The 15,599-nt window shown below is 53.6% G+C and carries 10 protein-coding genes; 9 read left to right on the forward strand and 1 reads right to left on the reverse strand.

The genetic code is table 11. From position 1 onward, the window contains the following. Positions 1 to 4: 4 nt before the first annotated feature. The 8 genes from atpD (at position 5) to H8K27_RS00575 (ending at position 11,751) form a co-directional block, all read left to right on the forward strand. Positions 5 to 1,408, forward strand: coding sequence for a F0F1 ATP synthase subunit beta (gene atpD, locus H8K27_RS00540; protein ID WP_176803034.1), 1,404 nt, complete (start codon positions 5 to 7; stop codon positions 1,406 to 1,408). Positions 1,409 to 1,477: 69 nt separating this feature from the next. Next, on the forward strand, positions 1,478 to 1,900 hold the full coding sequence (locus tag H8K27_RS00545) for a F0F1 ATP synthase subunit epsilon (protein WP_176803035.1): 423 nt from the start codon (positions 1,478 to 1,480) through the stop codon (positions 1,898 to 1,900). A gap of 85 nt (positions 1,901 to 1,985) precedes the next feature. Then, positions 1,986 to 2,417 (forward strand): CoA-binding protein, encoded by a 432-nt coding sequence (locus H8K27_RS00550; protein ID WP_186861297.1) that lies wholly within the window; start codon positions 1,986 to 1,988, stop codon positions 2,415 to 2,417. 24 nt (positions 2,418 to 2,441) lie between these two features. Beyond that, positions 2,442 to 3,266: a PPK2 family polyphosphate kinase gene (locus H8K27_RS00555; RefSeq protein ID WP_186861298.1), complete on the forward strand. Its 825-nt coding sequence runs from the start codon at positions 2,442 to 2,444 to the stop codon at positions 3,264 to 3,266. Positions 3,267 to 3,828: 562 nt separating this feature from the next. Then, on the forward strand, positions 3,829 to 4,920 hold the full coding sequence (gene hemE / locus H8K27_RS00560) for a uroporphyrinogen decarboxylase (protein ID WP_186861299.1): 1,092 nt from the start codon (positions 3,829 to 3,831) through the stop codon (positions 4,918 to 4,920). A 491-nt stretch (positions 4,921 to 5,411) separates the two neighbouring features. Next, positions 5,412 to 7,442, forward strand: a complete 2,031-nt coding sequence (locus tag H8K27_RS00565) for a primosomal protein N' (RefSeq protein WP_186861300.1) — start codon at positions 5,412 to 5,414, stop codon at positions 7,440 to 7,442. A gap of 342 nt (positions 7,443 to 7,784) precedes the next feature. Next, positions 7,785 to 8,606 (forward strand): arylamine N-acetyltransferase family protein, encoded by an 822-nt coding sequence (locus tag H8K27_RS00570; RefSeq protein ID WP_186861301.1) that lies wholly within the window; start codon positions 7,785 to 7,787, stop codon positions 8,604 to 8,606. A 328-nt stretch (positions 8,607 to 8,934) separates the two neighbouring features. Continuing rightward, positions 8,935 to 11,751, forward strand: coding sequence for an EAL domain-containing protein (locus tag H8K27_RS00575; RefSeq protein ID WP_186861302.1), 2,817 nt, complete (start codon positions 8,935 to 8,937; stop codon positions 11,749 to 11,751). A gap of 84 nt (positions 11,752 to 11,835) precedes the next feature. Here H8K27_RS00575 and H8K27_RS00580 read toward each other — a convergent pair whose 3' ends face one another. After that, positions 11,836 to 13,986 carry a S46 family peptidase gene (locus tag H8K27_RS00580; protein WP_186861303.1) on the reverse strand — a complete coding sequence of 717 codons (2,151 nt, stop codon included), beginning with the start codon at positions 13,984 to 13,986 and terminating at the stop codon, positions 11,836 to 11,838. Between the two features lie 647 nt (positions 13,987 to 14,633). Here H8K27_RS00580 and H8K27_RS00585 point away from each other — a divergent pair. Then, positions 14,634 to 15,554 (forward strand): CAP domain-containing protein, encoded by a 921-nt coding sequence (locus tag H8K27_RS00585; RefSeq protein WP_186861304.1) that lies wholly within the window; start codon positions 14,634 to 14,636, stop codon positions 15,552 to 15,554. Positions 15,555 to 15,599: the final 45 nt, after the last annotated feature.

Here is a 15,599-nt window from a genome sequence, read left to right on the forward strand (position 1 = left end):
GAACATGGCTAATGGCAAAATCGTTCAGTGTATCGGCGCTGTGGTGGACGTTGAATTCCCACGTGACGCGATGCCTAAGGTTTACGATGCCTTGAAAATGGAAGGCTCCGATCTGACTCTGGAAGTACAGCAGCAATTGGGTGACGGTATCGTCCGTACGATTGCTCTGGGTTCTTCCGATGGTCTGCGTCGTGGCATGACAATCACTAACACTGGTAAGCCCATCATGGTACCAACCGGCAAAGCAACGCTGGGTCGTATTATGGACGTATTGGGTAACCCTATCGATGAATGCGGTCCGGTCAGCCATGAGCAGACAGCCTCCATTCACCGTAAAGCGCCTGCTTACGACGAACTGTCCCCATCCCAGGAATTGCTGGAAACCGGTATCAAGGTGATTGATCTGGTTTGCCCATTCGCTAAAGGTGGTAAGGTCGGTCTGTTCGGTGGTGCGGGTGTGGGTAAGACCGTGAACATGATGGAACTGATTAACAACATCGCCAAGGCACACAGCGGTTTGTCCGTGTTTGCCGGTGTGGGTGAGCGTACTCGTGAGGGTAATGACTTCTACCACGAAATGGCTGACGCAAAAGTGGTTGATCTGGAAAATCCGGAAAACTCCAAAGTGGCGATGGTGTACGGTCAGATGAATGAACCGCCAGGTAACCGTCTGCGCGTTGCGCTGACTGGCCTGACGATCGCTGAAGGTTTCCGTGACGAAGGTAAAGACGTTCTGTTCTTTGTGGATAACATCTACCGTTATACACTGGCCGGTACCGAAGTATCCGCGTTGCTGGGTCGTATGCCTTCCGCGGTGGGTTATCAGCCTACGCTGGCGGAAGAAATGGGCCGTCTGCAAGAGCGTATTACATCGACTAAAACCGGTTCGATTACTTCGATCCAGGCCGTGTATGTTCCAGCCGATGACTTGACCGATCCATCTCCAGCGACAACTTTCGCTCACCTGGATTCGACAGTTGTTCTGTCCCGTGACATCGCTTCCCTGGGTATTTACCCAGCGGTTGATCCACTGGATTCCACATCCCGTCAGCTGGATCCACAAGTTGTGGGTCAAGAGCACTATGAAACAGCGCGCGCTGTTCAGGGTACTCTGCAACGCTACAAAGAATTGCGTGACATTATCGCGATTCTGGGTATGGACGAACTGGCGCCTGAAGACAAGCTGATCGTTGCACGTGCACGTAAGATGCAACGTTTCCTGTCTCAGCCTTTCCACGTTGCTGAAGTGTTTACCGGTTCTCCGGGTAAATACGTCTCACTGAAAGACACGATCAAGGGCTTTAAAATGATCGCGTCCGGTGAACTCGATCACCTGCCAGAACAAGCGTTCTACATGGTAGGTACTATCGACGAAGCAATCGAAAAAGCGAAAAAACTGGCTGCGTAAATTCAGCACTAGCGCTGCGGTCTGAACCACCGCAGCACAGCTTTTTCAAGCGTATACAAAGGGTCCGACATGGCACACACTATTCACGTTGACGTGGTTTCTGCAGAAGAGTCTATCTTTTCTGGTGAAGCCGAATTCGTCGCGTTGCCAGGTGAGGCTGGTGAATTGGGTATCTATCCAAAGCATACTCCGCTGATTACCCGTATCAAACCGGGTGCAGTACGTATTAAGGTTCCCGGTAAAACCGAAGACGAATTTGTTTTCGTCGCCGGCGGTTTGCTGGAAGTGCAGCCTGATACCGTCACTGTATTGGCAGATACGGCAATTCGTGGTCACGATCTGGACGAAGCCAAGGCCAGCGAAGCTAAGAAGCAAGCGGAAGAGGCACTGGCTAATCGCGATTCCAAGATTGACTATGCGCAAGCACAGGCAGAACTGGCATCGGCAATCGCCCAATTGGCAGCGATACAGAAATTACGTCAGAAGCGTTAATTCGCTTCACGCAGTTTTTGTGACGACAGAAGTACAGAAAAGGCAGCTCTGAGCTGCCTTTTTTATTTTAATTGACGATGTAAAAATGCATCTTTCATCAGAAAATCCGGAACATCTGTCGCAATTGCTGGCTGCGAGTCGCGTTATCGCGGTAGTCGGGTTGTCGCCAAAACCGCATCGGACAAGTTACACCGTGGCTGCATACCTGCAGCAGCAGGGATACCGTATTATTCCTGTGAATCCCCGCGAAGCCGGCAAACGCATTCTCGGTGAGTTGTGTTATGCCAGTCTCACCGAGGCGAGCCAGGAACACAAGATTGATATCGTTGACTGCTTCCGCAATGCAGAGGATATTCCACCTATCGCCGACGAGACGATTGCAGCCGGTATCCCGTGTTTGTGGATGCAGTCCGGCATCATCAATCAAGACGCGGCAGAAAAGGCGCGCCGTGCCGGAATTTACGTGGTCATGGATCAATGTCTGAAAATCGAACTGATGCGCCTGATCTGCCGCTGACCGCTGTTTTTGAAAAGGGGATACATGGATATTGCCGGATTGTGCAGACTCAGATCAGGTCTGGTACTGAAGGAAGCCGATGCCGCGCGAAAGCTGACAGGCGCCGTAGCAGCGGGGATGACGGATGGTAAAGCAATCGATAAATTGCAGACACTGAATCTGGCGGAAAAAATTGCTGAGATCCAGAACGTTTTTGTGGCGGCTAAACAATATAAGCTCCTGATTATTTTGCAGGGCATGGACACCTCCGGCAAAGACGGCACGGTCAAAGGCGTGTTCGGACAAATCAATCCGTTAGGTACCAGAACCGTTGCCTTCAAAGCGCCGGTGCAGGTTGAAAAAGATCACGACTACTTATGGCGGGTGCACCGCGAAGTGCCGGGCAGCGGCGAAATGGTGATTTTTAACCGCAGTCATTATGAAGACGTGCTGATCAGTAAAGTTCACGGCTGGATCAGTGAGGATGTCTGTTTGCAGCGCTATGCGCATATCCGCGACTTTGAGAGAATGCTCAGTGAAACCGGGACGATCATTCTGAAATTCTTTCTGCACCTGTCGAAAGCAGAGCAAAAACGCCGTCTGGAAGAGCGGCTGGCTGATCCGGACAAATACTGGAAATTTGATCCGCAGGATCTGGCGGAACGCACGCACTGGGATGCCTACCAGCGTGCCTATGAACATGCGTTGACGGCAACCGATAGTGACAATGCCCCCTGGTTTGTGATTCCCTCCGACTCCAAGACGCAGCGCAATCTGTTGATTGCAGGCATCGTATTGGAAAAACTGGAAAGCCTGAAATTAAAATATCCGCCGATGAATCCGGCTTACCGCCGGTTTTTGGTGGAGTGACACTGTCCCGGTGTTTTCCCAGACCTGACCGCTGAGTAACCAGACAGGTTTGTGCGGGATGTGCAGATGTTTGCTGCGCCGAAATCCGTACTGTGGAGGAAAATCGTGGGCTGATGGCGGGAGTTGGCCATCATCCTTCATAAAAAGACGTCAGGCAGTGGACAAAACCGGCTTACACCACCCGATTTCACAGGCCGCCGCCGATGGAAGCCTTAGACAGCAACGATTTTCAGAGGTAAACGACAGGGAATGATCTTACTTATTCACAACCCTGAAAAACATTGCCATTGAGAAAAACAGCTAAATAATATAGTCGTGATTAAATAATTTATTAAAATCATATAGTTACGAGATTATTCTATTAACTGTATTTAACAATTGAGCGCAACTGAGAAAAAAGAAAAAGCTATCCACAAAGTTATCCACAATAGCGGGACAGGTTTTTACGGAAACAGCAACTTGCGCAAGATCAGATGCTGATCGCAGCAGCTTAGGCGATAATGTGCGCTATTCAGAAAATTCCCACAGATTCAAACGATCATACAATCCGGAAAGTTAATACATGTCTAATCATTTTGCTCCGCTTCAGAACGATACATTTCTTAAGGCGCTCCTGCGTGAGCCGACGGATTACACCCCGTTATGGTTGATGCGCCAGGCGGGTCGTTATCTGCCGGAGTACCGCGCCACCCGTAAAAATGCGGGATCGTTCATGAGTCTGGCAAAAAATCCGCAGTTTGCCACTGAAGTGACGCTGCAACCGATCGACCGCTATGCGCTGGATGCGGCCATCCTGTTTTCCGATATTCTCACCGTCCCAGACGCAATGGGGCTGGGTTTGTATTTTGAGGAAGGTGAGGGGCCTAAATTTGAGCGGCCACTGAAAGACGAGAAAGACGTCATGGCGCTGAAAAAGCCCGAGGCGGGCAGCTTGCAGTATGTATTTGACGCTGTAACGGAAATTCGCCGTGCATTGAATGGTCGCGTGCCGCTGATCGGGTTTTCCGGCAGCCCGTGGACTCTGGCCTGCTACATGGTCGAGGGGCAGGGTTCCAGAGAGTTTCACAAGGTTAAAACCATGATGTACCAGCGCCCTGATCTGATGCATCATATCTTGCGCACGAATGCCGACGCGGTCGTCGAATACCTGAATGCGCAAATTGAGGCCGGCGCCCAGGCTGTAATGCTATTTGACAGCTGGGGTGGCGCGCTGGCTGATGCGGCCTATCAGGAGTTTTCTCTGTCCTATATGCAGGATATCGTGCAGCGGCTGCACAAAGAGCAGGATGGCCGCCGGGTGCCGTCGATTGTCTTTACCAAGGGCGGTGGCCTGTGGCTGGAACAGATCGCGCAGACCGGTGCTGAGGCGGTTGGGCTGGACTGGACTATGAATCTGGGCCAGGCACGCCGTCTGGTCGGCGACCGGGTTGCGCTGCAAGGCAATCTGGACCCCGCAATCCTGTTTGCCAAGCCGGATCAGATCCATCACCTGGTGAAGGAGACGCTGGACTCTTATGGCACTCCCAAAGCCGGTCATGGCCATGTTTTTAATCTGGGGCATGGAATCTCGCAGTTTACGCCGCCGGAATCGGTGACCGTATTGGTTGAGACTGTGCATGAGTACAGTCGTCAGCAGCGCCAAAATGCGGCATAAACAGGACTTGCATGCCCGGAATTCATGCAAAACCGGGTGTGCAATGCAATATTAAAATGAATAGCAAAGTGCATATTCTTTTTTTAAAAAATCATAATACAAAAATAAGCACGCCGGTGCTGTATGTTGCCATGCAAAAACCTGTATTGATGCGCTTCTCCGGCCATAAATCGATGGAAATGCAAGTCAGATAAGGGGCTGAATTTTATAAAACCAGACAAATCCGGTCTCAGTTATGCACAAATCCGGAGCATGCAAAAAAAGTGAGAAATTTTTTTTTGTAACTTCCGGTGATTTTTATAAGTCATTGATTTTTAATGATAAAAAATGCTGCTGTAAGATTGTGCATTTTGTTGAAACCCGCATGATTATTGGTAATAATCCATGTCAAGAGAGCCTTTTCCACAAAGTTATGCACAGAAATTGTGGATAACTGGAAAACCGCTATGAAATCAATGCTTAACGCAGGTTTTTGAGAAAAAATAACGCTGGTGAATTCTATTTTTGTCCGGGTTGCGCTCGATACCCCACTTGACAGTTTTTTTGATTACCGGTTTTTACCGGCCGATACGGAAACTGGATTACCTCCGGCAGCCGGCTCTCTGGTGCTGGTGCCATTCGGCCGTCAGGAAGTGATTGGCGTTGTTGTTGCGGTCATGGATCAGACCGGGATTGCACCAGACAAAATCCGGGATGTCATCGCTGTGCGTGCTCAGCTGCCACCATTAGGCAGCGCCTGGCTGGCGATGGCGATGTTTGCGGCAGATTACTATCAGCGACCGCCCGGTGAAGTCATGCTGCCTGCCTTGCCCAAAAATCTGCGTGCCGGCAAAACCGTGGCCCTGGACCGCGCACTCAAAAAGATTGCCAGACAGTCCGTAACAGACGAGATGCCGCCCGGTCATGTGACCGCGCTGAACCCGCCACAGCAGGCGGCGGTTACTGCGATCACGCAGCAGGCCGGTTATGCGGCGCATCTGTTATTCGGCGTGACCGGCAGCGGCAAGACCGAGGTATATCTGCAGACTGCCGCCCGTATTCTGGCCGGTTCCCCGCTTGCGCAGATTCTGATTCTGGTGCCGGAAATTAATCTGACACCGCAGCTGGAAATGCACGTCCGGCAGCGTTTTCCGGGAATGCCGGTAGCCAGCTTGCATAGCGGTCTGGCAGAGGGTGAGCGCACGCTTCACTGGCTGTCGGCGCATTTGGGGCAAGCGCGCATCGTGCTCGGAACAAGGCTGGCGATATTTGCCTCCATGCCACATTTACAACTGATTATCGTCGATGAGGAGCATGATCCGTCCTACAAACAGCAGGAAGGCTTGCGCTATTCGGCGCGTGATCTGGCCGTCTGGCGGGCGCATCAGTTGCAGATTCCGGTGGTGCTCGGCTCCGCGACACCTTCGCTGGAAAGCTGGCAGGCTGCGCAGAATGGCCGTTACCGGCAGCTGGTACTGACGGAAAGAGCGGTGCCGGATGCTGTCTTGCCGTTGATTAAAATTATTAATCTGGAGCGTGAAAAACCCAGCGATGGACTAACGCAAAGATTGATCGCCGCGATTCGCCTACGCCTTGAGAAAGGTGAGCAGTCACTGCTGTTTTTGAACAGGCGTGGTTATGCCCCTGTGCTCGCCTGCGATGCCTGCGGCTGGATCAGCCAATGCAGCCGCTGCACTGCCAACCTGGTGTTGCACAAAGGCGACCACCGCCTGCGCTGCCATCACTGCGGACTGGAGCAACGGATTCCGCGTGCTTGTCCTACCTGCGGCAATATTGACCTGCAACCATTAGGACGTGGCACCCAGCGGCTGGAAGAAACCCTGTCGGCGATTTTTCCGGATGCCAGGGTTTTCCGCATTGATGCCGATTCGACCCGTCTCAAAGGCAGCGCAGCCGCCGCGTTTGAACGGGTGCACGAAGGCGGGGTGGATATTCTGATTGGCACGCAGATGGTTGCCAAGGGACATGATTTCAAACGCCTGACGTTGGTGGCGGCGCTGAATCCCGATGCGGCTTTGTTTTCTCAGGACTACCGTGCCAGCGAGCGTTTGTTTGCCCAGCTGATGCAGGTTGCCGGTCGCGCCGGCCGCACCGCGAAAGCGGATGACGGCAATCCTGCCGAGGTGCTGATCCAGACCCGCTATCCAGATCACCCGCTTTACCATGCGCTGATGAAGCATGATTACCCGGAGTTTGCCGCAGATTTGCTGGACGAGCGTCGTCAGGCGCAGTTGCCGCCATTCATGTATCAGGCCCTGCTGCGCGCGGAAGCCCGGGAATTGCAGACCGCACTGGAATTTTTGCAGCAGGCGGCAGGCCGGATCAGCGCGGCCGGCGTGACGGTGCATGATCCGGTGCCGATGACCATGACCCGGGTGGCAAACCGCGAACGGGCGCAATTGCTGATCGAATCCGCCTCGAGACCCGTCCTGCAGGCTTGTATGAAAGCCTGGATGGGCGAGCTGCGCAGCATGAAAACACGCTTGCGCTGGTCGCTGGAAATCGATCCCGTCGATATCTGACGCCAGACCGCAGTGCTTAACGGTGCCAATCAGTATGATCTGCTGGTTGCGCAAACCCGTGGCGACGCGGTGCTGTGGTTTGCCTGTCCCGGACAGGGTTCGCAGCGTTCTCACTGCGAATTCAATCGCGATCGCGGTTGGGGTCAGTGACGCGCAGCCGGTTTCGATAGCGCGCCTCAGGCCGCGATGGATGCCGACGGCCGGCACTGCGTTTCCGGCGCATCGCATACAGCCGGAACCCGGGCAGAAAGACGGGTATCGCGCAAACATAGCGTTCCGGCAAGAAAAAAGGGACTCGGGTATAGTGTCCGCACTGTCGGTGACTACAGGACGGAACGCTTTATGCTCACAACGCCGCAATTGCACAGTTATCTGGATCGTCTTTCCTGTCAGGGAGATCTGCGCCCCGGTCTGCCTTTGTTGACCCGTTTGCATCAGGCGCATCTGCAGCAGATTCCGTTTGAGAATCTGGATATCCGGCTTGGCATTCCGATCAATCTTGCACCGGATGCCTTGTTTCAGAAGATTTTGAACGACCGCCGTGGCGGGTTTTGCTACGAACTGAATTACGCATTCAGTCTGCTGCTGACCCAGCTTGGGTTTCAGGTACGCCTCATTGCTGCGGAGGTATATAACGGACACGGTTATGGCCCCGCATTCGATCATTTACTGCTTGTGGTCGGGCTGGAAGACGGCTGCTGGATTGCCGACGTTGGCTTTGGCGACTGTTTCCGCACCCCGCTACGGATAGGTGGGGAGGGTATCGTTGAACTGAAAACCACTTATTCGTTACAGCAGGATCCGGATAGGCGCTGGGTGCTGTATCAGGCCCGGGAAAGGCAGCCGCTGCAACCACAATACCGGTTTGCGCTGCAAGGCTATGAGCTGACGGCTTTTTTACCCATGTGCCGGTACCAGCAGACCTCACCTGATTCCCACTTCACCCAGAAATCGATTTGTTCTGTTGCCACGCCGCAAGGCCGGATCAGCCTGTCGAACGATAAATGCATCGTGACTACAGACGGCCGCCGGCAGGTATCGGGTCTGCACAATGCGGCAGAGTATCGCACCGCGCTGCAAACTCATTTCAAAATGACGCTTCCTCCGGATGCGCGCATAGACCGCCTGTTATCACATGCCCGCCAGTTACCCCCACTTAACTAAATGCTATATTTTCTCCAAGAAAAAGTGTTGGTATATCAAAAAGCCCAGACAGGTTCCACGTGCAGTAAAGGCATAGCAAATTTAAAACAATTTTACAATCTTGTTTGCTGTTGAAACTTCAGGTACATTGTCATAGATGCCAGTACTTTCTGTAGTATGGCAACAAAAGCCGTGGCAATTAACGACAAGTAGAAACAATTAATTGCATTTCAAAAACATTTTTTTGAAGAAATATTTCTTAAGCAGGTTAAAATTTGTGCAAATCATTTTCACGAATTGACCTCACGGACAATTCATTGCTTTGTTTTCTCATGGGATCTTTGCAGAATTGGTACGTTTTATTCAAAAACTCTATCGAGGGTGGCTGACCCGGGGAATTTATACCCGGTTATTTACTCCCGTTCTGCTGTTGCTACTGGCCGCAGCAGGGCTGCGTTATGAATTACTGATCCGCAACGAGCTGCGCGATGTCCGGCAGCAGATTCAGGTGCAGTCCATTTATCTGGCCCGCATGCTGAGTCCGGAGCTGCTGCAAAAAACCAGAGATCACGACAGCGCAGGCATCACCACGCAACTGCAGCAGGAGCTGCAGGCTGACCAGAACCTGCAGGAATTGGTCTGGCAATATCAGCGCACCCGGCTGAGTGCAGTGCAACCGCAACCGGTCAGCCCGCAGGCGCCGGCCTGGTTCGTGTCAATACTGAAATTTCCGGCGACCCTGGAATACCGCGCCACCATGCCAAAAGATCCGGCGGCCACGCTGGAGGTGACATTTAACACGGCAGAGGCGATCAACCGGATCTGGCGCAAGATCGTGATCCAGCTCGCTATCTCAGGGGTATTGATCTGCCTGATTTATCTGCTCATGGGGTTTGTGCTGCGTGCTAATGTGCAGAGCCTGCGTCGCCTGGTGGAGGTGACAGAACAATTTAAGCATGGCGACTATACCGCCCGCCTTTCTGCCTCAGGGACCATGGAGGCGCGCGCGCTGGCACAGAGTTTCAATGATATGGCAGAAGAAGTGCAGAAACTGCTGTCCACTTTGCAGCAGCGTCAGCGCGAGCAGAGCGAACAATTGCACTTTACCTGGCAGGTGTTGACTGCCTTGCCGATACCGACATTTTTCAGTGATCAGCACGGACGCTGCCGCGGCGTGAACCCGGCCTGGTGCCAGATGTTTGACATGCCGCAAAAAGAGGCGGTTGGCCGGTCAATGCGCGAATTATTATCGTCTGCTGACATCAATGGCGACCTGACCGCGCTGACCGGGCAACCCGAAGGCGTACGCGGTACGGAAGTGCAGATCTCGCGGCAGGGGCAGACGGTCGTTGCGCTGTATTACCAGGCGACATATACCAGCGTCGACGGGGAATACGCCGGTACGATCGGTTCGCTGGTCGATATCAGCGAAAGAAAAAAAGCCCAGGCAGCGCTGGCGGAACAAAAAGACCGGGTCGAAACCACGCTCGATTCGATTGGCGATGGCGTCATCAGCTGCGATGCCAACGGCCAGATACTGACACTGAACCGGGCCGCGCGTCAGCTGACCGGCTGGCATCAGCATGAAGCCGAATCCCGCGCCTTGCATCAGATTTTTGCGCTGGCAGATGCCAAACAGGCGGCAGCCCTGCGCCAGTTCATCACCCAGGTGCCAACGCAGAGCGGATCGTACCAGGCCAGTAACCTGATTCTGCTGACCCGCTCCGGCCGTCAGCTCGATATCGACCTGACCGCTGCGCCAACCAGACAAAAAGACAACGCGGTGCGCGGCTGTGTGCTGGTTTTCCGTGACCTCAGCGAAACCCGGCATCTGCTGCGCCAGATCAGCTGGCAAGCCGGCCATGATTTGCTGACCGGCTTGCCGAACCGCGCTTCTCTCAGTGAGCATTTCCAGCAGGCGATGCAAGCCGCGCAGGAAAAGCAGCAAATGCTCGCTGTGTGCCTGATGGACCTCGATCATTTTCAGGCAGTCAACGAGCGTTATGGACAGGAGTTTGCAGACAAGCTGTTAAAGCAGGTTGCTGAAAGACTCGAACGTTACGTCGGTCAGGACAACCCGGTTGCCCGGCTGGGCGGCGATGAGTTTGTCGTCTTGTTGCAGAATCAGTCCGATACCGGCCAGATTCAGACCAGCCTGTCCGGATTGCTGACAGAACTGGGCAAGCCTTACGAGATTGACCAGCGCCAGACCACGATGACCGCCAGCATCGGCGTTGCCGTGTATCCGCAGGATGAACACAGTCCGGATGTGCTGCTGCGCTATGCCGATCAGGCGATGTACCAGGCCAAGATCAGCGGCCGCAATAAATTCCATCTGTTCGACGCGCAAAAGGATGAAGAAGTCAGAACCCGGCATAACCAGCGCGCGCGCATCCGCGAAGCGTTGCTGAAAGACGAGTTTGAACTGTATTACCAGCCGAAGCTGAACATCCGTGAGGGCAGGATTATCGGCATGGAAGCCCTGATCCGCTGGAATCATCCCGAGCGCGGCGTGGTCGGGCCGATGGAGTTTTTACCGCTGGTTGAGTACAGCAATCTGATTATCGATATCGGCAACTGGGTGATTCATCAGGCCTTGCAGCAACTGAGCGAATGGCTGGCGCGCGGTCACCGCTGGGTGCTGAGTGTCAACATCGCGGCACGGCATTTCCAGCACAGCGATTTTCTGGAAAACCTGCGGGCAGACCTGGCGCGTTTTCCCGATGTGCCGCCGCAATATCTGGAAATTGAAATCCTCGAATCTGCTGCGATTCAGGATATTCAGCATGTGCGGGAAATCATGCTGGCGTGCCAGAATCTGGGTGTGCGTTTTGCGCTGGATGATTTCGGTACCGGGTATTCTTCCTTATCGTATCTCAAACGTTTGCCGGCAGATATCCTCAAAATTGACCAGAGCTTTGTGCGCGACATGCTGGACGATCAGGATGATCTGGCGCTGATTGGCGCTATCGTCGGGCTGGCAAGTGCATTCCGGCGTGAAGTGATTGCCGAAGGCGTCGAATCTGCCGAACACGGCATCGCCCTGATGCATCTGGGCTGCGATCTGTTGCAGGGATACGGCATCGCGCGACCCATGCCGGTGAGTCAGGTGGAAAGCTGGGTGCAGCACTATGTGCCGCCCGTGCTGTGGCAGCAGAGGGCGTAAAAAAAAACGCACCGGACGATGCGCTTTTTTTTTCTGGACGGATAAAACAGCGCTGACCGTGCAGCGCTGCTACCGGTACACGTTTTACTTTGCCGGATAACGGATCTGCATCTCCTTCAGCAGATTATCCGCATGATCGACTTCCTTCATCACCCACAGCATGTAACGGATATCGACATGAATCGCGCGGGTGATGGCGCTGTCGAAATACCAGTCCTTGGTGATGGATTCATAAGTCGAATCAAAATTCAGGCCTGCCAGTTCGCCATTTTTATTCAACACGGCAGAACCCGAGTTGCCGCCGGTGGTATCCGCAGTTGACAGAAAATCTACCGGCACAGTACCCAGCGCAGCGTCTTTGAACACGCCGTAACGTTTTTCGCGGATCGCTGTCAGCAGATTATCCGGTGCGATGAACGGCGCTTTGCCGGTATGTTTTTCAGCGATGCCTTCCACCGTGGTGAACGGGCCTTTGCTGATGCCGTCACGCGGGCTGTAAGGGGCAACAGTGCCATAAGTCACGCGCAAAGTGGAATTCGCATCCGGGTACACCGGCTTGCCCTGCGATTTTTTCCAGTCGATCACGGCCTGCATGTATTGCGGAATCACGCGTTCCAGATTGCCATCGACTTCCTTGCGGCGGTCTTCCAGCGACATGCCGGTGTCATGCAGTTTCACCGCCAGCTGGATGAACGGATCGTCGGATTGCAAAAAGGCGCTTGCATCCTTGTTCAGCCATGCCAGCCGCTTGGCGGTATTTCCGAGTTCGGATTGGCGGTACAGCGCAACAACCGATTCCGGCGTCGGTAACAGCAGGTCCAGACCGCGCGGCCGCAGTCTGGCATCGGTCTGGTTGTAGCGTTGCAGGGAAGCGGTATAACGCGCCTGATCCACATTCGGCAGGAAAGATTGCTCCAGCCGGTTCAGACGGGCAGTGATGAAAGACACGTCGCGCTGCTGGAATCCGGCTTTCCGCTCCGTATCCGGCTTGCTGCTTTCCAGCGCCAGCCGGTACAGCGTGCGCGCGCTTTTCAGCAGATCGCTGTTGGTGGCCACCGACCAGGCAAATTCTTCCTCGGTCAGCGCCATATCGCTGGCGATGACTGCATCCAGCTCTTTCAGCAGCGAAGTGTCGCTCCTGTTTTGCGCATACCACTGGCGGAATTGTGCGTCCTGCGCATCCCTGATGGCGGCAATATCCTTGCGGGCAAAACCTGCCAGCAAGCCCTCGGTCTTTTTCAGCCGGTTATTGATGCTTTTGACCACGCTCGCGTAGCGGACCTCGGCACTCGCATTACCACTGGTGGCGGCCGCAATGACCGACAGATCCGACTGGTAATCAGCGACCCGCGCCGGATAACTGACATCCCGCGCGAAACGGATTTCTGCCGGCAGCTTATAACGGCTGGTCGTGCCCGGATAGCCCGCCAGCAAAATGGCGTCACCATTCTTCAGACCCTGCGCCGACACCACCAGAAAATCCCTGGACTGATAAGGCACGTTATCAGGCGAAGGGTCCGCCGGACGGCCATCCTTGCCGACATACGCGCGCAGGAAAGAAAAATCACCCGTATGGCGCGGCCATTCAAAATTATCCACCTCGCCACCGAAATTACCGATCTTGTCAGACGGCGCATACACCAGCCGCACATCGCGGATCATCATCTGGCGGATGCGGTAATACTCCAGACCGCGGTGAAAGCTGGGGACAGAGCAACGATACGCTTTATCCTGCTCGCACTCTGTAATCAGCGCCTTGATCCTGTCCTCCACATGCTCATGGCGCTGCTTGCCGGACATCGCAGGCGTGATGCCCTGCATCACCCGGGCAGTCACGTTTTCCACCTTGTCGGTGATGTACATGCGCGAATCAGGCCCGGCCGGCAATTCTTCCGCCCGGGTTTTCGCCAGAAAGCCATCGCTGATGTAATTTTTCTCCGCTGTCGAATTGCGCTGCACCGCCCCATAGGCGCAGTGATGATTCGTCACCGCCAGACCCGATGGCGACACAAACGACGCCGAGCAGCCGCCCAGCGAAACGATCGCCGTCATCGGATGCCTGGACAGATCCGCCAGTTTTTCGGCAGGAATGGCAATGCCGATACGTTTTAACTCCGCTTTCAGCTGCGGCAACTGATGCGGCTGCCACTGCCCCTCATCGGCCAGCGCCAGCGGGCTACCGGCCAGACTCAGCCCGGCCAGCGCCAGACTCCATGCATACGATTGTTTCAACATATTCTCCGTGGTTAGTCAAAAGCATCAACCCAAATGGTGGCCGATACATTGCAAATGGGGCGGGTGACAAACGCTGCAAACACAGCCCGGCACCGTGCCAGAAGCCGCATCCGTCAGCGCACAGCCGCGTCGCAACAGCGCTGCACTTGGTTCACTACTCCGCGCATTATGATCGATGGTGATGCCAGAACCAGAGTCACCGGCGCAGGAAAAGTTCCGGCCAGATGTAAAATTTGACAGATATTTTTACGACGGTAAAGAAGCCGGGAAAAATTATTTACACTGATGACGCTGCAACACGACACCGTGCATGACGCACATGTTCCACAGGGACAATACCTGTGGATATAATTGTCAATATTAAAAAATATCGATGCAGAAACAGTATATCGGTCGCTGATATTGCCGCCCTCTGGACGAACCTTTTATGTCAGGTGGAAATGACGCGTCAGACTTACCCCAATCACCACTCAACAGCGTTACTGAAATTTAATCTCACTTAAAGGAAAAATAATGAAACCGATTTATTCTTTCGCATTAGCAGGCATGACCGCCATCGTGATGACGGCGTGCGGGGGGGGGGGGGGAATAATACAGGAATAAATAACACAGGTACAGGTAATACCGGTTCCACAGGCAGCACAGGCGTGACCTGCACCGCACCACAGGTTTTGGTGAACGGTGTCTGCACCACCCCTGCCCCATCGGTCACACCTGCGAATCTGCAAACCAGTGTGCCAACGCCGACGTATGCGGCAAGCTCGGACGAACTGGCGGCTTTCAATGAAATCAATGCGATCCGCAAGCTGATTGGTCTGGGTTTGCTGGCACAGAATACCTTGCTGGATAAATCGGCCAATAATCACATGAAATATGTGGTGGCAAACAATCCAAATAATGCTCACATTGAAGATCCATTGAAGTCCGGTTTCACAGGTGTTGCTCCAATAGATCGTGCTTCTTATATGGGCTATACTGGTTCAGTAGGCGAACTAGTAGGATTTGGTAATGGCCTCGATGCGGTCAAAGGACTGATGAACACGATTTATCACCGGGATATTTTATTGGATCAAACAACAGAGCACGTTGGTATTTCTTTGCTTCCAACAACCACTGTGCCCGTTGCAGATGTTGAAATCGGTTCAATCAAAGGTCAACGCAATGCATCAGATTTTTTGACGACCTATCCGTTTGATGGTCAAAAAAATCTGCCATTGCAAATGGCTCTAGAAACGCCTTCACCGTTTGGAATAGCCTATACCGACTATGCAACGAAAACCAGTTCTCCGGTTGCGTTTTATAGCGCTTCTGGCACAGCGTTGATCGTTTCCAGTTTCACAGTCAGCCAAGGTGCAAATCTTCTGACGGGCAGAGTGCTGACCAGCTCCAATGATACGAACGGATTAACTCGTAAAAACGCAGCATCATGGCTTGGAATCGCACCTTTCCAGCCGAATACGACTTACACCGCCAGCTTTACCGGCACAGTCAATGGCGTTGCGGTCAGCAGGACGTGGACATTTACTACTGGCACATCGGCGCAATTGGGTGGCGGGTCGGCACAGTAAGGAAAACTGCAGTTGAAAAAAAAAGCCGGAAAAAATCCGGCTTTT

It is taken from the genome of Cognatundibacterium griseum, from assembly GCF_014284195.1.
GTDB classification, from domain to species: domain Bacteria; phylum Pseudomonadota; class Gammaproteobacteria; order Burkholderiales; family Burkholderiaceae_D; genus Undibacterium; species Undibacterium griseum.